This is a genomic window from Candidatus Pelagibacter communis, from assembly GCF_001180205.1.
Lineage (GTDB): Bacteria > Pseudomonadota > Alphaproteobacteria > Pelagibacterales > Pelagibacteraceae > Pelagibacter > Pelagibacter ubique_O.
Map to the genome: position 1 here is coordinate 20,454 of NZ_CVSU01000025.1, position 24,597 is coordinate 45,050.

The window sequence follows — 24,597 nt, forward strand, 5'->3', positions numbered from 1 at the left end:
ATATTCAAATGTACGAATTTATTAAAAAAAATATATATCTAATAATATTATTTATTATCACATTATCGATAGGTTTTTTAACCTTTTTAACTTTTATTGATAAAGGATTTATTGAGCTATCAAATCAAAATTTACAAATATTATTAGTTCTAAATATTGTTCTTTTAGTAGCACTTTTCGTTTTTATTTTTATTGAAATTAAGAGCGCAATTAAAAATGATATCGATAAAGATGGTTTAAAATCAAATAAAAAATATATTACATACTTTGGTTTATTTACTTTAATTCCCTCAGTATTAATTTCAATATTTTCACTCTTTTTATTTTCTTTCGCTTTAGAAAAGTATTTTGACAAAAAAGTTACTACAGTTGTTAATAATTCTTATGAGTTAGCAAGAAATTATGTTGAGGAAATTAGAAATAAAATCCAATCTGATATAGTTTTAATAGCTTTTGACACAAATAAAAGTAAAAAATTTCTCAATGATAATCAAAATGAATATAGGAGATTTTTAAATACCCAAAAATTGATAAGAGATGTTGATGAGGTGCATATTATAGATATTAATAAAAAACTTTTATTTTCAACTTTAAATGATGATCAACCATATGTCCCTCCAGTTGATAGAGCTTTAAATTTAGTATTGGATGACGATCGTCCTTTAAAGATTATTAATGCACCTGAAAATATTTCTGCTGCGATAATGAGACTGCAAAATTTTGAAAATAGATTTTTATATGTTGTTAAATATTTAGATAAAGATATTTCAAGGTATTTAACAGAGTCTGAAGAAGCTATTAATTTTTATTATACAGTTGAGGAAAAAAGCACTGGTATTAAAATCTCTTTTGCTATTATTTATATTATAGTTGTTAGTGTTTTATTATTTGTCTCTATATCTATTGCGATCAGATTTTCATCTAGGTTTTTTAGATCTATCAATAATTTAATTCTTGCATCAACATCTATAGGGCAAGGAAATTTTAACGCAAAAGTTCCCGAAGTCAAAACTGATAAAGATTTAGAAACCTTAAATAAAAATTTCAATTTGATGATAGATAGACTGAAAAGTCAGCAAGAAAAGTTAATAATTAATGAAAGACATGAGGCTTGGGGAAGTTTAGCTAGAAAACTTGCTCATGAAATTAAAAATCCACTTACACCAATTCAATTAACTATAGATAGATTGAAAAATAAATATTCAAAACAATTAAATGAAAATGAAACAGAAAATTTTAAAGATAATTTAAAAGTTATAAATAACCAAATAAAACAAATCGAAAAATTAGTAAATGAATTTTCTGACTTTGCAAGAATGCCCAAACCAATATTTAGAGAAAATAATTTAGTAAATATTATAGAGGAAAATATAAATTTGCTCAAAGAATTAGACAATTCTATTGATATTAATTTTAAAAAAGATTTTAATAAAATTTCTTTAGAGAGTGATAAGGAGCAAATAAGTAGAGTATTTTTAAATTTGATTAAAAATTCTATAGAAAGCATCAATCAAAAAGCTCAAAACAACAATAATTTCAGGAAAAAAATTGCTATTGAACTTACAGAAGATGATAGCCACATAATAGTAACTTTAGAAGATAATGGTGTTGGTTTTAGTGAATTAAAAAATAATATTAAAGATATACTTAATCCGTATTTCACAACTAAGAAAAATGGAACAGGTTTAGGATTATCAATAGTTAATAAGATAATTAATGATCACAATGGAAAAATAGACTTTATACCAATTCAGAATGGTGCAAAAATTAATATTACATTTATAAAATAATAATGAGTGAAGAAATTTTAATTGTAGACGATAACGCTGATATCAGAAATATAATTAATGAATTAATTATAGATGCTGGTTATAAAACTAGATTAGCTGCAAATTATAACCAAGCACTTGCAGAAATAGATAAAAAATTACCTGATGTTGCAATACTTGATGTTAAATTAGATAAGGGAGACAACGATGGTATTGAGCTTCTTTCACATATTAAATCTAAAAATAAAGATACTCCTGTCATAATTATTTCTGGTCATGCAAATATTGAAATGGCTGTTAAATCTTTGCAGCACGGAGCATTTGAATTTATAGAAAAACCATTTGATCAAGAAAGATTACTTAACTTTGTTAAAAGAGCGGTTGAAAACTTTAATTTAAAAAAACAAAATAAAGAATATGAAAGTAAATTATTTTCATCTTATGAATTAATAGGAAACAGTAAAAATATAGTAAATATAATTGATCAAATTAAAAAAATATCAGTAACTGAAAGTAGAGTATTTATAAGTGGACCTTCAGGTTCAGGAAAAGAATTAATTGCTAGAAAAATCCATAAAGCATCTGCTCGAAATAAAAATTCATTTATTGTCCTAAATGGTGCTTTACTAGATATCAATAAGTATGAATTAGAATTATTTGGTGAAGAAAAAGAAAATGGTTCTATCTCATACGGTGCGCTTGAAAAAGCTAATAAAGGAACACTTTTAATTGATCAAGTTTCAGAAATACCATTAGACATACAGTCTAAAATTTTAAGAGTTTTGACTGATCAAAAATTTAAAAGAGTTAATGGAATTAATGATGTTAGTGTGGATGTAAGGTTAATTTGTTCATCAAGTAAAGATTTAAAAAAAGAAATAGAAATTGGAAATTTTAGAGAAGATTTATTTCATAGAATAAATGTTTTTGAGATAAATATTGAACCTTTAAACCAAAGAATTTCAGACATTCCTTTATTGATTAAATATTTTTCAAAAAAAATATCTGAAAATTACAAAATTAGAGAATTAGACATAGATGAAAATAATAGTTACATACTCAATCATAATTGGCACGGTAACGTAAGAGAGTTAAGAAATTTAATAGAGAGAATTGCAATATTACAACCTGATTCAAAAGATAAAATTTCAAATATTATTAAGGAATCTTTAAAAAATTCAAATTTTGATGATCAATTGGCCGAAAATAGCCTTTCTGTGCCATTAAAAGAAGCTAGAGAAAAATTCGAAAAAGAGTATTTAACTATTCAACTAAAAAAATTTAATGGAAATATTTCTAAAACAGCTAATTTTGTTGGGATGGAAAGAAGTGCATTACATAGAAAATTAAAAGGTTTGGGCATCAAAGAATTTAATTAGATGAATATAATCATTTGTGGAGCTGGAAGAGTTGGGTTTACTATAGCTAAACAGCTAAGTGAGCAAGGTCATTCCATAACTGTAATTGACCCTTCTAGTGAAGATATTCAAAAAATTGATGATGCTTTGGACGTTAAAGCTATAGTGGGAAAAGGTACCTATCCTTCAATATTAGAAAAAGCCAACGCAGCAGAGACTGACATGATTATAGCAGTCACTAGAAACGACGAAATTAACATGCTTATTTGCCAAATAGCTTTTTCAATTTTTAAAATTCCAAAAAAAATATCTAGAATAAGATCTCAAGATTATCTAAACCCAAAATTTACAAGAGTTTATAACAAAGAAAATTTACCAATAGATGTAATTATTTCACCAGAGATTGAAATTGCTAAATCAATACAAAGAAAACTTGAAGCACCTGGAGCACTTGATAGTGTTCCATTTGCTGATAATAAAATTAGATTATTAGAAATTTTAATTAATGAAAATTGTAAATTAATTAATATCAAACTTAACGATTTAACTAAGAAACATCCTAATTTAGATGCAAATATTATTGGAATAATAAGAGATGAAAAATTTTTAATTCCAAAGAAAAACAACGACGTTAAAAAAAATGATAAAATTTATGTAATAATCAATTCTTCACAAATGTCAGATACCTTAGAAGCTTTCGGACATGATGAAAAAGTATCTAAAAATATTTTAATTGTAGGTGGTGGTAATATAGGTTTTAATTTAGCTAAAAACATTGAAGAAACTTTGGATGCTGCAAGAGTTAAGATTATTGAAAAAAACAAAGAAAGAGCCGAATTTCTTGCAAGCGAATTAAACAATACAATTATCATTAATGGTGATGCTTTAGATGAAGAGGTTCTTGTAGAGGCTAATTTACAAGAAGCAGAAACTGTTCTTGCTTTAACAAATGATGATGAGGATAATTTGATGGTAAGTGTTCTAGTTGAAAAATTTGCAAAAGATGAAAAGGATATTGATGATAAAAGAACAATGGCTTTAATTAATAAGCCTAATTATTCTTTATTACAAAACTCGTTAAAAATTGATGATCTTATAGATCCTAGAATGAATACTGTATCAAGTATTTTAAAACATATCCACAAAGGGACTATAGAAACAGCTTATACAATTATGAATGGTGAATATGAAGTAATTGAAGCTGAAATTATAGAAACGTCAGAACTTATCAATAAAGAATTAAAAAATTCAAACTTACCAGAAGAGATAAGAATTGGAGCAGTCTTAAGAGATAACAAAGTGATAATACCTCGATCAAATTTTGTTTTCCAAAAAGAGGATAAAGTTGTTTTTTTAGCAAAGAAAGACTCAATTTCTTTTGTAGAAAATATATTTAGAATTAGTTCTATTTAATTAAATGTCATTTTTTAGAGTTAGATATTTAAGTTTCTTTTTTATATTGATATCTATTTTTTCTTTTTTAAATATTATTTATTCGTACTATTTTAATTTATATCTAAATCTAAACACATATTATTTTAGCTTAATTATTTCTGCACTAATTGGAATAATTTTTTACAAAATTAAAAATGATTCCAAAAAACCCTCAATATTTGAAAAAATATTAACCGTACTATTGGGATATATTTTAATGCCTTTGATTTTATCGATACCTTTTTATTTAAGTATTTATAATTTGTCCTTTTTAAATTCTTTATTCGAGGCAGTTTCTGGATTTACATCAACAGGTTTTACTGTCTTTGATAATATTAAACATATTGATCAAGGCTTAATTTTATGGAGATCATCGATACAATGGATAGGTGGGTTATACTTTTTATATTCTATTATTTTTTTAATTGATATTTATGACAAAAGTTTAAAAAAATCTTTAACTAATTTTTTATCTTTTAATTCGTCTGAGATTTTAAAACAATCAATTAAAATTCTTTTACTATATTCAGGATTAACTTTATCAATTTTTATTATTCTAAACATTCTTGGAATTAGATCATTTAATTCACTGAATCTAGCAATGACGATAATTTCTTCAGGGGGATTTCTACCTGTGAATGAAATTTCATCGATTTTAATAAATGATTTTCAAATAATTATATTTTCTTTTTTAATGCTGATTTCTTTTTTTAGTATTTTTTTTACATACAATTTAATTTTTCTAAGAAATAAAAATTTAAATTTCTTTTATGAAGATATACATTTATTTTTATATTTTATTGTAGTTGTGAGCATATTTTTTGTTTTCTTTAGTTATGATGCAAATTTCATATTCAGTTTTTTATCTTTAGTAAGTAGTATTTCTAATATTGGTATTTCTCTTGAAGTTGATCAAGCTAACTTACATTTTATATATATCTTACTTGTAATTATTGGTGGATCTTTTTTTTCCACAAGCTCAGGTTTAAGGTTTTTAAAAGTATATTCTTTAACCAAATATTCTATTAATCAAATTCTTTCTTTTAGCCGGCCAAAAAATGTGTTTATGAATAAATTGATTTTTTCTAAAATTAATTTTGACACAAAAGACATAAATAAATATTTTTTAACAATATTAATTTTTGTTATTTCTCTTTTTTCTTTAACTATCTTATTATCATTGTCCAACATTCAATTTGAATACTCATTTAAATTAGCTGTATTGACATTGATGAATACAGTTAATTCATCTGCTTATGGTATATCGGACTTTGATTTTCAAAATTTGCACTTTTTAACCAAATATTTTCTCATATTTTTTATGATTATCGGAAGGGTTGAACTGTTATCTTTATTGCTGATTGCTAAAAAATTCCTTTTTAAAAATTAATTTAGTATTATATATATCAATAAATTTTGCGCCCTTAGCTCAGCTGGATAGAGCATCGGTTTTCTAAACCGAGGGTCGTAGGTTCGAATCCTTCAGGGCGCGCCATTTCTTAGTTTTTAACGCATAATCATATATAATTTTGCTTGACGAGAATTTAAATTAAATCTGATTAATATATTATTTTTTCTTGAACACTATTTTCTAACATGCTTAAATTAAGAATATTCAAAAGTAATTTTGAATTATTTGTTAACAAATAAAAATAACATAAAGGAAGAATAATGTTTAAATACTTAAAACAATTAACTTCTTTAGTTGCTATGGTTGCAGTGTTGTTTACTTTTACAACAGAAACTATGGCTGCTAAAAAATCTAAAACACTTAAAAACACTCAAAAGAAGGGTTTTGTAAGATGTGGAGTATCTCAAGGTCTTCCAGGATTTTCTAATGCTGATGCAGCAGGAAATTGGACTGGTATTGACGTTGATGTATGTAGAGCGGTAGCTGCTGCAGTGCTAGGTGATGCAAACAAAGTTAAGTTTACACCATTAAGTGCTAAAGAAAGATTTACAGCTTTAACTTCTGGTGAGATTGATATCTTATCAAGAAACACAACTTGGACTCTTTCTAGAGATGCTGATATCGGACTTACTTTCGTTGGAGTAAACTTCTACGATGGTCAAGGTTTCATGGTTAGAAAAAGTTCTGGTATTACTTCAACAAGCCAATTCAAAGATGGTATCTCAGCTTGTACAAACATTGGTACAACAACTGAGTTAAACATGAGAGACTTCTTTAACTCTAAAGGAATTTCTTATGAGCCAGTTGCTTTCGAAAAAGCTGATGAAGTTGTAGCTGCTTATGATGCTGGTAGATGTGATACATACACTACTGATAAATCAGGTCTAGCTGCACAAAGAACCAAAATGTCTAACCCAGATGAACACATTGTATTACCTGAAACTGTTTCTAAAGAGCCTTTAGGACCAGTTGTAAGACAAGGTGACTCTGTATGGGAAGATATCGTTAGATGGTCTTTAAATGCTATGATCGAAGCAGAAGAGTACGGAATTACTTCTGCTAATGCAGACTCAATGAAAACTTCAGACAACCCAGCCGTAAAAAGATTAGTTGGTGCTGAAGGTGAATTAGGTGCTGCTTTTGGTCTAGACAATGAGTGGAGCTTAAGAATTATTAAGCAAGTTGGTAACTATGGTGAAAGCTACAAAAGAAATATAGCTGACACTGGAATTTTACCTGACAGAGGTCCAAATGAATTATGGACTAAAGGTGGAATTCTTTATGTACCACCTGCAAGATAATTGCACATTTAACTAATTAAAAAGGGCTAGATTTTTCTAGCCCTTTTTTTTATAAGCGTTCAAATGGACCTAAAATTACAAAAAATCATTCCCCAATTAATTACCGTTTTAGTTGTAATATTAGTTTTTGGATTTTTTACATATAACGCTCAAATCAATATGGAGAATAGAGGTATTGATTTTGGATATGGGTTTCTTTCACAAGAATCTTCATTTGATGTACAATTTTCACTTATAGAATACGATGGATCCCATTCTTACTTCAGAGCTTACCTAGTTGGTTTGCTTAATACTATTTTAGTTTCTGTAATTGGAATTATTATTGCAACGATTTTAGGTGTTATTGTTGGTGTTGCAAGACTCTCGCCAAACTATTTAATAAAGCAGTTCGCTGCTTTTTATGTAGAATTTTTTAGAAACATCCCATTACTTTTACAAATATTTTTTTGGTATTTTGCTGCTTTAAGAGCTCTACCATTGCCTCAGGATGCGGATGCAATATTAGGTGTTTTTTTCTTAACGATTAAAGGTTTGTATGTTCCAGCATTTATTTGGGAAAATCTTAATGTATTTTTATATTCAATAATTGCAGCAATAATTGCAATAGTTGTAATTAGAATTCATGCAAGAAAAGTACAAGAAACTCAAGGTAAACAGTTACCAGTTTTTTGGATATCAGTAGGTTTAATTTTTATATTACCTTTACTAAGCTTTTTAATTGGAGGTGTGAGTTTATCGTTTGAAATTCCTAAATTAAAGCAATTGGCTACAACATCATTCAAATATGAAGGTGGTATAAGCTTACCCCCTGAATTAATAGCCTTAACTTTATCGCTGGCATTATATACAGCGACGTTTATTGCCGAGTGTGTAAGAGCTGGAATTCAAGGTGTAGGTAAAGGTCAAAAAGAAGCTGCAGCATCGATAGGATTAAATCCTAACCAAGTTTTAAAATTAGTTGTTATGCCACAAGCATTAAGAATTATTATTCCACCAACAACTAATCAATATTTAAATTTAACAAAAAATTCTTCTCTAGCAGCTGCTATTGCTTATCCTGATTTGGTATTAGTTTTTGCTGGTACAGCGCTTATGCAAACTGGTAAAGCAATTGAAATAGTTTCTATAACGATGCTTACCTACCTAAGCTTAAGTATTTCAATTTCAATTCTTATGAATTGGTACAATAAAAAAATTGCTATTAAGGAAAAATAAATGTCAAAAATTAATTTTTTAAAACCAGATAAAGATAATTTGACTACCTTTTTATACATGGGTTCTTTTTTATTTGTTATTAGTGTTATTGATGTTTTTCTTAATTCATTCTTTAGTTTAAACATCACTGGATTTTTACCTGCATCATTAAGCTTTATAATCCCGATTATATTAGGTTTTATAGGATTGTATTTTATTAGAATTGAACACAGCGGTAATAAATTACTAGATCAATTAAATAAAAATATCAATACAAGTAATTTTAATGCAATCCTATCTCTATTAATTATTTTTATAATTATTAAATCAATACCACCAGTTTTAAGTTGGTTTGTGGTTGATGCAAGTTTTGCTGGTGATAGTAAAGATGTTTGCTCTGGTACTGGTGCTTGTTGGACTTATATTAAAGTCTGGTTTAGAAGATTTATGTATGGAATGTATCCAAATGCTGAGCAGTGGAGAATAAATTTATCTTTTATTGCCTTAGCTCTTTTAGGTTCTGTAGGATATTTTGCTACAGAAAAATTTAAAAAATATTTAACTTTATATTATGTTGTAATTTATCCATTTATAGCATTCCTATTTATTTTCTTTTTTATATCAGGTGGTCCTATATTTTTTGACTTTTCTTATGGAATAATAGCAGCAGTAATTTCAATAATAATTGGTTTTTTTATTCCAGGCAGGTTTAAATTTTATTATTTTATATTTGTGCCAATCACTCTTTATATTGCTTTAAAATATTTCATCTTTTATGAGGAATTAATTGAATTAGGTAAACTTGATGGATTAAATTGGGTTGAAACTGGAGCTTGGGGCGGATTATCACTTACATTTATAATTTCATTTTTCTGTTTAATTTTCTGTTTTCCTATTGGAATGGCATTTGCACTAGGTAGAAGATCTGATTTTCCATTAATAAGATATATATCAATTGGATTTATTGAATTTTGGAGAGGTGTTCCGTTAATTACAGTTTTATTTATGTCTGCTGTGATGTTTCCAATGTTTTTACCTGCAGATTTTTTTATAGATAAATTGGTGAGATGTATAATAGCTATTTCTTTATTTGAAGCAGCTTATGTTGCAGAAGTTATTAGAGGAGGTTTACAAGCATTGCCACGTGGTCAATATGAAGCTGCAAAATCATTAGGTATGGGATATTGGAGAATGCATATATTTGTAATCCTTCCTCAAGCTTTAAAATTAGTAATTCCAGGAATTGCTAATACTTTTTTAGCTCTAGTTAAAGATACTCCTCTAATATTTGTAGTTGGTTTACTTGAAATAGTAGGAATGTTAAATTTAGCCAAAACTAATCCAGAGTGGTTAGGTTTTGCTATGGAAGGCTATGTTTTTGCTGCAATAATTTTCTGGATTATTTGTTATGCAATGAGTAAGTATAGCTATAATCTAGAACAGAAATATAAAACAGAGCGATAAATTATGTCTGACAGTATTATTCAAATAAAAAATGTCAATAAATGGTTTGGTGATTTTCAAGTTTTAAAAGATATTAATCTAGAGGTTAAACCAAAAGAAAAAATCGTTGTTTGTGGTCCATCAGGATCAGGTAAATCTACATTAATTAGATGTATCAATAGATTAGAAGAACATCAGCAAGGTGATATTATTGTTGATGGAAACATTTTAACGGAAGATACAAAAAATATTGAACAAATTAGAGCAGAAGTTGGAATGGTATTTCAACAGTTTAATTTATTTCCTCATTTATCAATTGTAGATAATTGTACACTTGCACCAATTTGGGTAAAAAAAATGCCAAAAAAAGAAGCTGAAGAATTAGCTTTAAAACATTTAGAAAGAGTTCAAATTCTTGATCAAGCACAAAAATTTCCAGGTCAATTATCAGGAGGTCAACAACAAAGGGTGGCTATTGCTAGAGCCCTTTGTATGGAACCTAAAATAATGTTATTTGATGAGCCTACATCAGCTCTAGATCCAGAAATGATTAAAGAGGTTTTAGACGTAATGGTTGATTTAGCAAACCAAGGCATGACAATGATAGTTGTTACTCATGAGATGGGATTTGCTAAAGAAGTAGCTGATGAGGTTATATTTATGGATGAGGGGATGATTGTTGAAAGGGCTGAGACTAAAGAGTTTTTTGCTAACCCTAAGAGCGATAGAACTAAGCTGTTTTTAAGTCAAATACTATAAAAAATATATTAATTTAAGCCAATAAATTTAGATTAAATCAATCGAAATATCTTCATTTTGCATCCAACTAATGCTTGACAGTATTTTAATTATATTAAGTTTCTTACAAAAAAAAATAAATTTTTTTATTGCAGTAACATTAATAAATAGGTTCAATACTCTTTATAAAATTTAATTAAGAGGGGTCTTAATGGAAGATAATTTCAATAAACACTTAGGCAACAAGCTTAAGCTAAGAAGGTTAGCTTTAGGTTTAACACAGACTAAAGTAGCAAAAGCAATCAATGTAACATTTCAACAAATACAAAAATATGAAAAAGGTACAAACGGGGTAAGTTCAATAAGATTACTTCAGCTTTCGAATTATTTAAAAGTACCAATTAATTATTTCTTTGAGGATTTTTCAGAATATTTAGTGAATTTAGAAAAATCTCAAGAGGGTCACATGAATGTTAATTATAATTTTTTAGTCAAATTATATTCAGAACTAAATGCTGATCAAAAATTAAAATTTAATAAATCTTTACAAATTTCAGGATCAGGAATTTCAAAAGCAGTGTAATTAAAGTTTTAATTAAGACCCTAGATATTAATTTTAGAGATATTCTATTTTTTAATTTGATTTTGGCTCCTCGGGCAGGACTCGAACCTGCGACCAATTGATTAACAGTCAACTGCTCTACCAACTGAGCTACCGAGGAATGTAAAAAAGCCAACTTACTTTTTTTTATAACTAAAACAAGATTTTTTTTGGAGGCAACGCCCGGAATCGAACCGGGATACAAGGATTTGCAATCCTCTGCGTAACCATTCCGCCACGTTGCCATCTTATTTTTAGCTTATAGCTACAGATGCCTTTTTATAATAAATTTTTTCTATTAGTCTATTAAATAACGATCCAAATTGATTATTGTTAATTTAGATTATTAAATTATAAACTTTAAAATCAATGAGTAGCGATAAATATATACATTCTGATGTAGAAAATAGAATTTATTCTTATTGGGAAAAAAATGGTCTTTTTAAACCAAAGGAAAATTCAAAAAAATTCTCAATTGTAATTCCTCCACCAAATGTAACTGGTAGTTTACATATGGGACATGCGCTTAACAATTCTATTCAAGATTTATTAGTTCGTTACCATAGAATGAATAATTTTGAGACTTTATGGCAACCTGGTACAGATCATGCTGGTATAGCCACACAGGCTTTAGTAGAGAAAAAATTGACCTCTGAAAAAATTGATAAAAATGAAATTGGTAGAGAAAAATTTATTGAAAAGGTATGGGAATGGAAAGACCAATATGGAGACATAATAATTAATCAATTAAAAAAACTTGGTTGTTCCTGTGACTGGTCAAGAAATGCTTTCACCATGGATGAGAATTTATCCAAATCAGTAATTAAGGTTTTTGTAGATCTTTACAACAAAGGCCTAATCTATAAAGATAAGAAATTAGTTAACTGGGACACAGTTTTAAAAACAGCTATTTCAGACCTAGAGGTAGATCAAAGAGAGGTAAATTCAAAAATTTATTACATCAGATATCCAATAGATGGATCAGACCACTTTATAACTATTGCAACAACAAGACCTGAAACCATGCTTGGTGATACAGCTATAGCTGTAAATCCAAAAGATGAACGATTTAAATCCTTTGTTGGAAAAACAGTTACTATTCCAATTGTTGGAAGAAAAATAAAAATTATTGAAGATGACTATGCAGATCCTGAACAAGGAACAGGGGCATTAAAAATAACTCCTGCACATGATTTCAATGACTATGATGTAGGTCAAAGAAATAATCTTGAAATAATAAATATTTTTACCGAAGCCGGTAAAATAAATGAAAATGCTCCTCAACATTTTATAGGTCTTGATAGGTTTGAAGCTAGAAAAAGAATTTTAAAAGAACTTAAAAAAAAAGAATTTTTTGTAAAAGAAGAAAATATTAAAAACAAAGTTCCTTATGGAGATAGATCCAATTCAATAATTGAACCTTTTTTAACGGAGCAATGGTTTGCTGATGCGGGTAAATTATCTGTTAAAGCTAAAGAAGTTGTTAATTCAAAAAAGACAAATTTCTTTCCTGAGAATTGGTCAAAAACTTATTTTCAATGGATGAACAATATAGAACCTTGGTGTATATCAAGACAGCTTTGGTGGGGTCATCAAATACCTGCCTGGTATGGTCCTGATAAAAAAATTTTTGTTGCTGAAAATGAAGATGATGCAAGACAACAAGCTAAAAAACATTATAGTAAAGATGTTGAATTAAATCGTGATCCAGATGTTTTAGACACTTGGTTTTCATCTGGCTTATGGCCTTTTGCTACACTTGGTTGGCCGGATGATAATAAATTTGTAGATAAATTTTATCCAACATCAGTTTTAGTTACAGGTTTTGACATTATATTTTTCTGGGTAGCTAGAATGATTATGTTTGGTACAGAGTTTTTAAATAAAGAACCATTTAAAGATATTTACGTTCATGCATTGGTTAGAGATGAGAAGGGACAAAAGATGTCTAAGTCAAAAGGTAATGTAATTGATCCTTTAGATTTAATTGAAAAATATAGCGCAGATGCACTTAGATTTACTTTGTTATCGATGGCTTCACCAGGTACAGATGTTAAGCTTTCTGAGGACAGAGTAAAAGGTTACAGAAATTTTTTAAATAAATTATGGAATGCAAATAACTTTTTAATCACTAATGAATGTGATTTTAAGGAAATAGATAAAGTTCCAAGTTTAAATGTAAATATTAATAAATGGATTTACTCAGAACTCGTTGAAGCAAAAAATAAGATAGAAAAAAATCTTGAAGATTATAGGTTTGATGAAGCAGCTAAAAATGCTTATCAATTTGCATGGCATTCGTATTGTGATTGGTATTTAGAGCTATCTAAAACTATACTCTTTTCAGATGATGAAAAAGCTAAAGCAGAGGTTAAAAAAGTATCATCTTTTGTATTCAAACAAATTTTGATTTTGTTACATCCTTTTATTCCGTTTGTTACTGAAGAAATTTGGCTTAAAAACAAATTTGATAATGATGGTAGGGATTATTTGATGCTTAAAAATTGGTTGTCGGGTGAGATAAATAAGGACAGTAGTACTGAACAAGTTGAAAATATCATCAATATTATTTCAGAGATTAGATCATTTAAAAACGAGTTAAATGTAAGCCCAGGCTCATTTATTGATGTATCAATAAGCAATATTAATAAAAATCAAAAAGATTTTATTAATACAAATGAAATTATTCTAAAAAAACTAGGAAGAATAAACAGCATATTAGATAAAGATTTAGACAAACCAGCTGCGACAATGGTTGTTTCTGGTGATTTGTTTAAGATTTATTTTGATAAAGATGTTGATTTAAAATTAATAAAGGAAAATTTAACAAACAAACAAAGTAGATTAGAGCAAGAGATGAATAAAATATCTCAAAGATTAGAGAATAAGAGTTTTGTTGACCGTGCTCCAAAAGAGATTGTTGAACAAGAAAAAAATAATTATAATAACTTAAAGAATGATATTGAGAAAATATCGGTAACAATAAAGGGTATATAATGGCTAAATTTAATAAAAAGAAACTTCCAAGCAGACATACTTCGTTAGGTGCAGATAGAGCTCCTCATAGATCATTTTATTATGCCATGGGGGAAACCGAGAAAGATGTGGCAAAACCCTTTGTTGGCGTCGTTTCCACATGGAATGAGGCAGCTCCTTGTAATATTGCGTTAATGAGACAAGCTCAATCAGTTAAAAAAGGAGTTAGAGCAAATGGTGGAACTCCAAGAGAATTTTGTACAATTACTGTAACAGATGGAATCGCAATGGGTCACGAAGGAATGAAGTCTTCATTGATATCAAGAGAAGTAATCGCTGACTCAGCCGAACTTACGGTTAGAGGTCATTGTTATGATGCTTTAGTTGGGATTGCGGGATGTGATAAATCCTTACCAGGTCTTATGATGTCTATGGTTAGATTGAATGTACCGAGTGTATTTATATATGGTGGTTCAATTCTTCCAGGGAGATACAAAGGTAAAGACGTAACAGTTGTAGACGTATTTGAGGCAGTTGGAAAACATTCAACAGGTCAAATGTCCGCTGCAGAACTTAGAAAATTAGAATTAGTTGCTTGTCCAAGTGCAGGTGCTTGTGGTGGACAATTTACTGCAAATACAATGGCATGTGTATCTGAAGCAATTGGATTAGCACTTCCTTATTCAGCTGGAACACCAGCTCCATATGAAGAAAGAGATAAATACGCAAAAGCTAGTGGTAAAACAGTTATGAACCTTTTGAAAAAAGGAATTAAACCAAGAGATATAGTTACAAGAAAAGCTTTAGAAAATGCTGCAACAGTTGTTGCTGCAACTGGTGGTTCTACAAATGCAGGTTTACATTTACCTGCTATTGCAAATGAAGCAGGAATTAAATTTGATTTAATGGACGTTGCTAAAATTTTCAAAAGAACACCTTATCTTGCAGATTTAAAACCAGGTGGAAAATATGTTGCAAAAGATATGTGGTTAGCAGGTGGTGTTCCAATGTTATTAAAAACTTTATATGAAGGCGGATATATTCATGGTGATTGCATGACGGTTACAGGAAAAACTATGAAAGAAAATTTAAAAAGCATTAAATTTAATCCAAAACAAAAAGTAATGAGGTCTTATAAAAATCCGTTATCACCAACAGGTGGTGTTGTTGGATTAAAAGGAAACTTAGCACCAGAAGGTGCAATTGTAAAAGTTGCAGGATTAAAGAAATTACAATTTACTGGTAAAGCAAGATGCTTTGATAATGAGGAAAGTGCAATGAAAGCTGTTCAAAGCAAAAAGTATAATGATGGTGATGTAATTATAATTAGATACGAAGGACCTGTTGGAGGTCCAGGTATGAGAGAAATGTTATCTACAACAAGTGCAATTTATGGACAGGGAAAAGGGGAGAAAGTAGCCTTGATTACAGACGGTAGGTTCTCTGGTGCTACAAGAGGCTTTTGTGTGGGTCACGTGGGCCCTGAGGCCGCTCTAGGGGGTCCTATAGGCCTTTTACGTACAGGAGATATTATTGATATCGATGCCAAAAAGGGAACAATCAATGTAAGGCTTTCTAAAAAAGAAATGGCTGCAAGAAAAAGAAAATGGAAGGCTAGAAAATCAGATTTTGGATCAGGTACTTTATGGAAGTATGCACAAACAGTAGGACCTGCATATTTAGGAGCACCAACTCATCCTGGTAAGAAAAAAGAAGTTAAGGATTATTCAGAAATTTAATGAAAATTCGTCCAGTTATTTTATGTGGAGGTGCTGGAACTCGACTTTGGCCAAATTCTAAAAATCATCAAGCAAAACAGTTTATTGATTTTGGTAATTGGACTTTACTTGGAAAAACACTCGAGAGAACAAAAGCTTCAATATTTGATGCTCCAGTTATAAGTACAAATAAAAAATATCTAAAACAAATAAAACAACATCTTAGAAAATATAAAATAAATAAGTACAAAATTGTTCTAGAACCAGCAAAAAGAAATACTGCACCAGCTATTTTAAGCACTGCTTTAATTAAAGATATTCCAGATAATCAACCTTTAATGTTTTTTACTGCAGACCATTTGATTGAAAAAATGAGTATTTTTAATATGGCAATAAATAAAAATAAATCAAATCTTAATGAAGAAAATATATTTGTTTTTGGAATTAAACCTAAATCTCCAACTAGTGATTATGGTTATTTTTTAACAAAAAAGATTAAAGGAAATATTAATAAGGTAACAAGATTTATTGAAAAACCAAAAGAAGCTAAAGCAAAACAAATTATAAAGAATAAAGGTTATTGGAATTCTGGAATGTTTTATCTTAGAAAAGATTCTATTATTAATAACTTCAAAAAATATCAGCCTAAAACTTATAGAAATTGTTTAAATGCAGTTAATAAAGCAAAATATAAAGCTAATACTTATTACTTAAACAAAGCTTCATTTATTAAAGCAACTGCTAAATCTTTTGATTATGCAATTCTAGAAAAAACCAAACAAATCAACGCTATCAAATTAGACATTCCTTGGTCAGATCTTGGTAGTTGGAAAGAAATTCTGAAGATGTATGACAAAAATAAAAACAAATATATTAAGAAAAAAAATATCTATTACCGTCCATGGGGTAGATACACCAATCTATTTGAAGGAAAAGAGTTTTTAATTAAAGAGTTATATGTAAAACCAAAAGGTATTTTGAGTTTACAAAAACACCATCATCGAGCTGAACATTGGTTAGTTACACAAGGTAATGCCAAAATAACACTTAATAAGGATATTATAATTAAAAAACCAGGTGAACATATTTTCATTCCGTTAGAAGCAATCCATAGAGTTCAAAATCCAGGAAAAAAACCTGTTAAAATTGTCGAAGCTCAAGTTGGCTCAATTTTGAGGGAAAGTGATATTGTTAGATATCAAGATGTATATGGTAGAGTGAAGTAATGGAGTTATTAACAATAATTTTATTAGTAATAATTGTTCTTCTTACTTATCTATTACTAAAAAAAGAAAAAGTATTAGGTATTAAAACTGAAACTAAAGATAATAATGATCAAATTAAAGTTGTAGAAAATAAAGACTATAGAAAAAATATTTGTGATTTATTAAATTATATTCCTGAAGGAATAATAATTTTAGATAAAGGTAAAAAAATTCTTTTTAGCAACAATTCTGCTAATAAATTATTTCAGATAAAAATAGATGAGAATATAAGCGGCTTTTTAAGAAATCCCGATCTTTTAAGTTCTATTGATAAATCATTCGAGGGTAGCAATATTTCAGATCTTGAAATTGAAATTAGAAATCAAGCTGTTCAAAGATTAAATATAACAATTTACCTTGATCAGAATAATCTATTTTTTGATGAAGTATGTTGTGTCTTATTCATAAGAGATTTAACTGAATTCCATAAATTCCAACAATTAAAATCTGATTTTGTGGCTAACGTATCACATGAACTAAGAACACCTCTACAATCCATCAAAATGGGACTTGAAACATTTGAAAATAATTCAGATTTAAAAAAGAATTCTGAGGTAAATAATTTACTTCCTGTAATGAGCTCTCAATCTGAAAGAATGGAAAATTTAATCAGAGACTTATTGTCATTATCAAAAATTGAATTACAGGAACATATACGACCAACACATGAAATAGATCTTATAGAATTGATTGATTATGTTATTAAAACTTACGAAAAAATAATTAGTAAAAATAATATTAGTATTAAATTTAACAAAACTGATAATTTTAAAATAATTGGTGATAGGGATAAATTAATAGAGATTTTTACTAATCTTATCGATAATTCAATCAAATACAGTGATAAAAATAAAGAAATTACAATCACTGCTAAAAAAGATGGTGAGTTTAATACTGTTTCAGTAGCAGATCAGGGAATAGGTATTCCAAAAGCGTCTATACATAGAATCACTGAAAGATTTTTTACAGTTGATCCAAGCAAAAGCCGAAGTGTAGGTGGCACGGGTCTTGGTTTAGCCATTGTAAAACATTTAGTCTCACAACATAGAGCTGAGATGGACATTAATAGTATTGAAAATAAAGGAACTACAATAGACATCAAATTTAATCCTTTGTAATTCAACTAAAAAGTTAGTCGTTGTAACAAAAGTTTAACCTTCCTTTAATAAACTATTAAAGAATCAGAATTATTTAGTTTTGCATTATGAATTTAACAAGGAGAAATATGAATAAATTAACAAGTATATTTATAGGCTTTCTTTTAGTAATTGGTTTTACGACATCAAGTTACTCAAGAGATCAAATCAAAATAGTGGGGTCATCAACTGTTTACCCTTATGCAACAGTAGTTGCAGAAAAGTTTGGTAAAAGTGGAAAATTCAAAACACCAGTTATTGAAAGTACAGGAACAGGTGGTGGAATGAAATTATTCTGTGCTGGAGTTGGTGCTAATCATCCAGATATTACTAATGCTTCAAGAGCAATTAAGCCAAAAGAAAAAGCATTATGTGAAAAAAATGGAGTTTCTGAGATTATTGAAATTGTAGTAGGTAATGATGGAATTTCATTTGCACATGCAGTGAGTGCTCCAGATGCAGATTTTACAAAAGAGCAATTGTGGAGAGCTTTAGCTGCTAAAGTTGATATTGATGGTAAACTTGTTGAAAATCCATATAAAAAATGGAGTGATATAGATGCAAGTCTTCCTAATAAAAAAATTGAAATTTTAGTTGCTCCTCCAACTTCTGGTACTAGAGACGCATGGAATTCTCTTGTAATGGTTAAAGGATGTACAAAAACTGCTAAATCTTTATTTGGTGATAAAGCTAAAAAAGAATGTGCTAAAATTAGAGAAGATGGTTACGCTGTAGAAGCAGGTGAAAATGATACTTTAATTGTACAAAAACTTACATCTAACCCTGATGCTTTTGGTTTTTTTGGTTATAGTTATCTAGTTGCTAATAAAGATAAGGTTAAAGCATCCTCTGTTGAAGGAGTTCAACCATCTTTAGAAGGTATTCAAGATTACTCTTATCCGATAGCAAGACCTTTGTTTTTTTATGTTAAAAAAGCTCACATAGGTGTAATTCCTGGCATTCAGGAATTTTTAAAAGAGTTCACTTCTAAAAAAGCTATGAGTAACAGGGGTTACTTAGCGAAAATAGGATTAGTCCCTTTAGCATCTGAAGAATACCAAATAACAAGAACAGCTGCTTTAGATTTAAACACAATAAGTATCAAATAAATTTAAACTTATCCCCAATAAAAGGCCAGTAAATACTGGCCTTTTATTTAATTTCAATTTCAGAGTTAGTTTGTAACAAAAATGTAACATTTAAAAGTTATAGAAACCTCGAATGAACTTCGTTCTAATATTTTTAATAACAATATTTTCTCTATCATTATTTTTTTATGGAAGATCAAAAACTAAAAGTATTGCAATCGAAAAAAATATTAAATTAAATGCATTACCTAAATTTTATGGATATTACCTTGTTTTATGGTGTTCAATTCCTTCTCTAGTTTTTTTATTAATATGGTCATTATTTGAGCCTGTAATAATTAAATCAATAATAATTGAAACTGCAGCAAATCAAGGGGCTATTTTTAATGACAAAAATGAAGCTAATTTAATTTATGAAAAAATCAAAGCTATTCATTTAGGAACTTATTTTGGTGATATTGACAGTATTTTAAGAGAAAGCGCACTTGCTTATGCAAAATTTATTAATCTTTTTACAAATTCAAAAGTTGTACTAATTTTTGCTATAGTAATAGTATCGGTAATTTATTCCTTAAAAAAAATTAACAAAAATAATAAAGCAAGAGATGATGTAGAAATTATATTAAAAGGCTTATTGTTTGTATCATCTCTTATTGCAATTTTAACAACACTAGGAATAATTTTTTCATTATTATTTGAAAGTATTAAATTTTTTTCTGTAATTAATATTTTTGATTATTTATTTGGAACAAATTGGAGCCCACAAAGAGCTTTTGTAAGAGATGCCTCTTCAATTACTGCAGCAGAATTTGAAGAATTAAAGGATGCTTTCGGTTTTATTCCTTTAATTGCTGGAACAACTTTTATTGCATTCATAGCAATGTTAGTTGCAGTGCCAATTGGACTTTTTTCAGGAATTTATATGGCAGAATACGCCTCATTAAAAATTAGAAGGATTTCAAAACCAATAATCGAAATTTTAGCAGGTATTCCAACTGTTGTTTATGGTTTTTTTGCAGCTTTAACAGTTGGACCTTTTTTTAGACAAATTGGAGAAAATTTTGGTTTAACAGTTTCATCAGAAAGTGCTTTGGCAGCAGGATTGATAATGGGTATAATGATTATACCGTATGTCTCATCTTTATCAGATGATGTAATTAATTCTGTCCCTCAATCACTTAGAGATGGTTCATATGCAATTGGTGCTACAAAATCTGAAACAATTAAAAAAGTAGTTATACCTGCGGCTTTACCGGGAATAATAGGTTCTATTCTTTTAGCAGTCTCTAGAGCAATAGGTGAAACTATGATCGTTGTGATGGCTGCGGGTTTAGCTGCAAACCTTACTATAAATCCTCTTGAATCAACCACAACAATCACAACTCAAATAGTTATGATTTTAGTTGGTGACCAAGAATTTGATAGCCCTAAAACACAATCTGCATTTGCTCTAGGGTTAACATTATTTATTGCAACCTTAATTTTGAATTACATTGCTCAAAGAGCTGTTAAAAAATATCGAGAAAAGTATGACTAAAGAACAAAGACTTAAGAAAAGACATAATGCAGAAAAAAGATTTAGGTTTTATGGTCTAGCATCAATTTTTTTCGCTTTGTTATTTGTTTTGATTTTAGTGCATAACATTTTTTCTAAAGGTAGTTCTGCATTTATGAAAACAGCAATAAATGTTGAGGTTTTCTATGATAAAGATCTTCTTGAATTGGAACCTGGGGCATCCGAAGAAGAAATATTAGAGGCTGACTTTTTTGATATTACGATAGAAAGTTTGCTAAAGGTATATCCAGCAAAAAACATGGATGAAGAAGATGCGCTTATAGAACTTTTTACAACTGATGCTGAAATTGAAATAAAAAAAGCTTTTTTAAATAATAAAAATTTAATCGGTAAAAAAATTAATTTAGAAATCACGGCCTCAGATGATATTGATCAATTACATAAGGGGAATTATCCAAGAGATTTACCTGAAGACAGGAGAAGAATTTCCAATTTCCAGTTAGAAATTTACGATGTCTTAGTAGAAAATAAAACAATCACTAAAAATTTTAATAATTACTTTTTTAAAAATGGAGACTCAAGAGATCCAGAAATAGCTGGTATAGGTGGTGCTCTTGTAGGTTCTTTTTATAGTATTTTAATTTGTTTATTATTGGCATTCCCAGTAGCAGTATTAGCTTCGATCTACCTGGAGGAATTTGCACCTAAAAATAAAATCACTGATTTCATAGAAATAAATATTAATAACTTGGCCGCTGTACCTTCAATTGTTTATGGTTTATTGGCTCTTCAAATACTTCTAGCTACGATTCAATTACCAAGATCTACTCCTCTGGTAGCTGGTATCACTTTGGCGCTTATGACTTTACCTAGAATAATAATTCCTTGTAGGGCTTCTTTGAAGGCGGTACCGCCATCAATAAGAGAAGGTGCGTTAGCAGTAGGTGCATCAAAATTTCAATCTGTATTTCATCATGTAGTTCCTTTAGCTTTACCTGGTACTTTATCAGGAACTATTATTGGATTAGCACAAGCATTAGGAGAAACAGCTCCATTAATTTTGATAGGAATGGTAGCTTTTGTTGTTGATATTCCATCAACACCAATTGATCCTTCTTCATCTTTACCCGTACAAGTCTATTTATGGTCAGAGTCTGCTGAGAGAGGGTTTGTTGAAAAAACATCAGCCACTATTATGATGTTATTAAGTTTTTTGATTGTAATGAATTTTTTAGCAGTATACTTAAGACAAAAATTTGAGAAAAGATGGAACTAATGAATAATGTAAAAATAAAATCTAAAAATCTAAATGTCTATTATGGAGAAAAACAAGCTTTGTTTGATGTGAATTTAGATTTAAACGAAAAAGAAGTTACTGCTTTAATTGGGCCATCAGGATGTGGAAAATCTACCTTTATTAGATGTATAAACAGAATGAATGATGTAATCGATATTTGTAAGGTATCTGGAAACATTGAAATAGATGGTGTTGAAATCAACGATAAAAATTTAGATGTAGTATCTTTAAGAGAAAGAGTAGGAATGGTTTTTCAAAAACCAAATCCATTTCCAAAAAGCATTTATGATAATATTTCTTATGGTCCAAAAATTCATGGAAAAGGTGAAACTAAAAGTGAATTAGATGAAATCGTAGAAAATAGTTTAAAGAAAGCTGCATTGTGGGAAGAAGTTAAAGATAGACTCGATGAACCTGGAACTGGTCTTTCTGGTGGTCAACAACAACGTCTTTGTATTGCTAGAGCAATTTCTGTTAATCCTGAAGTTATATTAATGGATGAACCTTGTTCTGCTCTAGATCCTATTGCAACGGCAAAAATTGAAGAATTAATTGATGAACTAAAAAAAACTTACACTATTGTAATTGTGACGCATTCAATGGCACAGGCAGTTAGAGTTTCGCAGAAAACAGGGTTTTTTCACCTTGGTAAATTAATCGAAGTAGGCAAAACAGAGAAAATTTTTAAAAATCCTGACAATAAAATGACACAAGACTATATTACAGGTAGATTTGGATAAATTATGAGTAATGAACATACAGTAAAGTCTTATGAAGAAGAATTAAGATACTTAATAGACTCTGTTATAAAAATGGGAAGTTTAACCGAGTCACAATTGGTCGACTCTATGGACGCCGTTATCAAAGTTGATAAAGATTCAATTGATAAAATTATTAAAAGTGATGATGAAATAAATAAATTCAGATCTAAAATTGATACTCAAATAATGACATTGTTGGTAAAGAGAGCGCCAATGGCAATTGATTTAAGAGAAACAATTAGCTCATTAAAAATATCTCAAGATTTAGAAAGAATTGGAGATTTGTCTAAAAGTAATGCAAAGAAAGTTAAACCTCTTCCATTAGATTTACCTGAGGAACTTTTAGGTAATTTAAAAAGACTAGGTGATTTAGTTATAAAGCAGTTAAACGATGTGCTAGATAGTTACGTTAATAAAAACTATGATAAGGCAAAAGAAGTGTGGGAAAAAGATGAGCAAGTAGATGACCTTACTTATATTGCTATGGAAAGTGTAATTGATTTTCTCTCTAAAGATAAAAAGAATTTAGACTTTTCAACACATTTAATTTTCGCAACAAAAAATCTTGAAAGAGCTGGAGATCATATAACAAATATTGCTGAGTCAATTTGTTATTTAATTAAAGGCGAGTATCTAAAAGGAAGCAGACCAAAAGGTAAAGTTATTCAACAATAAAATGAATGGCAAAATATTTATTATTGAGGACGAACCTTCAATAATTCAATTAGTTCAACATAATTTAGAAAAAAATGGTTTTTTAGTTTCATCGTCATTGAATGGCAATGATGGCTTAAAGGAATTAAAAAAATTTCAGCCAGATTTACTTTTATTAGATTGGATGTTACCTGATCTCTCCGGTATTGAAATTTGCAAAAATATTAGAAAAGACAATAGTTTTAAAAATTTACCTGTGATCATGTTAACTGCCAAAGGTGAAGAAGAAGATAAAATTAAAGGGTTAGATAGTGGGGTAGATGATTATTTAACTAAACCTTTCAGTTTCAATGAGCTAATGGCGAGAATTAAAGCTGTTTTAAGAAGATCTAACCCTAACACTGTATCTGATAATTTAGAGTTTGAAGATTTAGTTTTAGATAGGATTGAAAAAAGAGTTTACAGAGATAAAAAAGAAATACAACTTGGACCTACGGAATTTAGGTTACTAGAATTTTTTTTGGTAAATCCAAAGAGAGTTTATTCTAGAGATCAGATTTTAGAAAATGTTTGGCCCAACAATATAAATGTTGAAAGCAGAACTATTGATGTTCATATCAGAAGATTAAGAAAATCAATTAATATCCAAAATAAAAAAGAACTTATAAGGACTGTAAGATCCTCTGGTTATTCTCTAATTTAAAATTTAATCTAATTTTTTTGAAGTTCGTAGATAGAAACATAATGTTTCTTCTTAGGCAGTGGGATTATGGTTGGAACTTTAGTCAATCTTGGTTTTATTGATTTATTTCCTACAATTATATTTTTGTCATAATTTTCCAAATCAACCTCAGGATGAGGATTTCCATCATTGATTAATGGCCACGCAAAATAATAAAGAATTCACACAAAAAGAAATTGTACAGCCACCACAGCA

The 24,597-nt window shown here is 28.8% G+C and carries 19 protein-coding genes and 3 tRNA genes; 20 read left to right on the forward strand and 2 right to left on the reverse strand.

Features of this window, described 5'->3' with window-relative positions:
• Nucleotides 1-8: 8 nt before the first annotated feature.
• The 10 genes from AMO08_RS01475 to AMO08_RS01520 all read left to right on the forward strand — a co-directional run bounded on the left by AMO08_RS01475 (nt 9) and on the right by AMO08_RS01520 (nt 11,231).
• Entirely contained in the window at nt 9-1,790 is a 1,782-nt protein-coding gene (locus AMO08_RS01475; RefSeq protein ID WP_075484494.1) for a sensor histidine kinase NtrY-like, read from the forward strand.
• 2 nt (nt 1,791-1,792) lie between these two features.
• Nucleotides 1,793-3,148: a sigma-54-dependent transcriptional regulator gene (locus AMO08_RS01480; RefSeq protein WP_075484496.1), complete on the forward strand. Its 1,356-nt coding sequence runs from the start codon at nt 1,793-1,795 to the stop codon at nt 3,146-3,148.
• Nucleotides 3,149-4,540 carry a Trk system potassium transporter TrkA gene (gene trkA / locus AMO08_RS01485; protein ID WP_075484498.1) on the forward strand — a complete coding sequence of 464 codons (1,392 nt, stop codon included), beginning with the start codon at nt 3,149-3,151 and terminating at the stop codon, nt 4,538-4,540.
• A 238-nt stretch (nt 4,541-4,778) separates the two neighbouring features.
• Nucleotides 4,779-5,951: a TrkH family potassium uptake protein gene (locus AMO08_RS01490; RefSeq protein ID WP_256997635.1), complete on the forward strand. Its 1,173-nt coding sequence runs from the start codon at nt 4,779-4,781 to the stop codon at nt 5,949-5,951.
• A gap of 28 nt (nt 5,952-5,979) precedes the next feature.
• A tRNA-Arg gene (locus AMO08_RS01495) sits at nt 5,980-6,056 on the forward strand.
• Nucleotides 6,057-6,232: 176 nt separating this feature from the next.
• Complete coding sequence (locus tag AMO08_RS01500; protein ID WP_075484502.1) at nt 6,233-7,273, forward strand: amino acid ABC transporter substrate-binding protein; 1,041 nt, start codon at nt 6,233-6,235, stop codon at nt 7,271-7,273.
• A gap of 63 nt (nt 7,274-7,336) precedes the next feature.
• On the forward strand, nt 7,337-8,488 hold the full coding sequence (locus AMO08_RS01505) for an amino acid ABC transporter permease (protein WP_075484504.1): 1,152 nt from the start codon (nt 7,337-7,339) through the stop codon (nt 8,486-8,488).
• On the forward strand, nt 8,489-9,931 hold the full coding sequence (locus AMO08_RS01510; RefSeq protein WP_075484506.1) for an amino acid ABC transporter permease: 1,443 nt from the start codon (nt 8,489-8,491) through the stop codon (nt 9,929-9,931).
• A gap of 3 nt (nt 9,932-9,934) precedes the next feature.
• Nucleotides 9,935-10,669, forward strand: coding sequence for an amino acid ABC transporter ATP-binding protein (locus AMO08_RS01515; protein ID WP_075484508.1), 735 nt, complete (start codon nt 9,935-9,937; stop codon nt 10,667-10,669).
• A gap of 190 nt (nt 10,670-10,859) precedes the next feature.
• On the forward strand, nt 10,860-11,231 hold the full coding sequence (locus tag AMO08_RS01520) for a helix-turn-helix domain-containing protein (protein ID WP_075484522.1): 372 nt from the start codon (nt 10,860-10,862) through the stop codon (nt 11,229-11,231).
• Nucleotides 11,232-11,294: 63 nt separating this feature from the next.
• Here the strand turns inward: AMO08_RS01520 and AMO08_RS01525 are convergent.
• Both AMO08_RS01525 and AMO08_RS01530 read right to left on the reverse strand, forming a co-directional pair.
• A tRNA-Asn gene (locus AMO08_RS01525) sits at nt 11,295-11,370 on the reverse strand.
• 50 nt (nt 11,371-11,420) lie between these two features.
• Nucleotides 11,421-11,494 (reverse strand) — tRNA-Cys (locus tag AMO08_RS01530).
• A gap of 124 nt (nt 11,495-11,618) precedes the next feature.
• Here AMO08_RS01530 and AMO08_RS01535 point away from each other — a divergent pair.
• The 10 genes from AMO08_RS01535 (at nt 11,619) to phoB (ending at nt 24,363) form a co-directional block, all read left to right on the forward strand.
• Entirely contained in the window at nt 11,619-14,246 is a 2,628-nt protein-coding gene (locus AMO08_RS01535; RefSeq protein WP_075484524.1) for a valine--tRNA ligase, read from the forward strand.
• On the forward strand, nt 14,246-15,964 hold the full coding sequence (gene ilvD, locus AMO08_RS01540) for a dihydroxy-acid dehydratase (RefSeq protein WP_075484526.1): 1,719 nt from the start codon (nt 14,246-14,248) through the stop codon (nt 15,962-15,964). Before AMO08_RS01535 ends, ilvD begins: the two co-directional genes overlap by 1 nt.
• Nucleotides 15,964-17,169 (forward strand): sugar phosphate nucleotidyltransferase, encoded by a 1,206-nt coding sequence (locus tag AMO08_RS01545; protein ID WP_075484528.1) that lies wholly within the window; start codon nt 15,964-15,966, stop codon nt 17,167-17,169. The genes ilvD and AMO08_RS01545 overlap by 1 nt, the downstream gene beginning before the upstream one ends.
• Nucleotides 17,169-18,326, forward strand: a complete 1,158-nt coding sequence (locus AMO08_RS01550; protein WP_082254999.1) for an ATP-binding protein — start codon at nt 17,169-17,171, stop codon at nt 18,324-18,326. Before AMO08_RS01545 ends, AMO08_RS01550 begins: the two co-directional genes overlap by 1 nt.
• A 107-nt stretch (nt 18,327-18,433) precedes the next feature.
• A complete protein-coding gene (locus AMO08_RS01555) occupies nt 18,434-19,453 on the forward strand; it encodes a substrate-binding domain-containing protein (protein WP_075484530.1) in 1,020 nt (339 codons plus the stop codon).
• A 112-nt stretch (nt 19,454-19,565) separates the two neighbouring features.
• Nucleotides 19,566-20,969, forward strand: coding sequence for a phosphate ABC transporter permease subunit PstC (gene pstC, locus AMO08_RS01560; protein WP_075484532.1), 1,404 nt, complete (start codon nt 19,566-19,568; stop codon nt 20,967-20,969).
• Nucleotides 20,962-22,224 carry a phosphate ABC transporter permease PstA gene (gene pstA, locus AMO08_RS01565; protein WP_075484534.1) on the forward strand — a complete coding sequence of 421 codons (1,263 nt, stop codon included), beginning with the start codon at nt 20,962-20,964 and terminating at the stop codon, nt 22,222-22,224. Before pstC ends, pstA begins: the two co-directional genes overlap by 8 nt.
• Nucleotides 22,224-22,985 (forward strand): phosphate ABC transporter ATP-binding protein PstB, encoded by a 762-nt coding sequence (gene pstB / locus AMO08_RS01570; protein WP_023853850.1) that lies wholly within the window; start codon nt 22,224-22,226, stop codon nt 22,983-22,985. Before pstA ends, pstB begins: the two co-directional genes overlap by 1 nt.
• A 3-nt stretch (nt 22,986-22,988) precedes the next feature.
• Nucleotides 22,989-23,681 (forward strand): phosphate signaling complex protein PhoU, encoded by a 693-nt coding sequence (gene phoU / locus AMO08_RS01575; protein WP_075484536.1) that lies wholly within the window; start codon nt 22,989-22,991, stop codon nt 23,679-23,681.
• Between the two features lies 1 nt (nt 23,682).
• Nucleotides 23,683-24,363, forward strand: a complete 681-nt coding sequence (phoB, locus tag AMO08_RS01580; RefSeq protein ID WP_075484538.1) for a phosphate regulon transcriptional regulator PhoB — start codon at nt 23,683-23,685, stop codon at nt 24,361-24,363.
• The last annotated feature ends 234 nt before the right edge of the window (nt 24,364-24,597 follow it).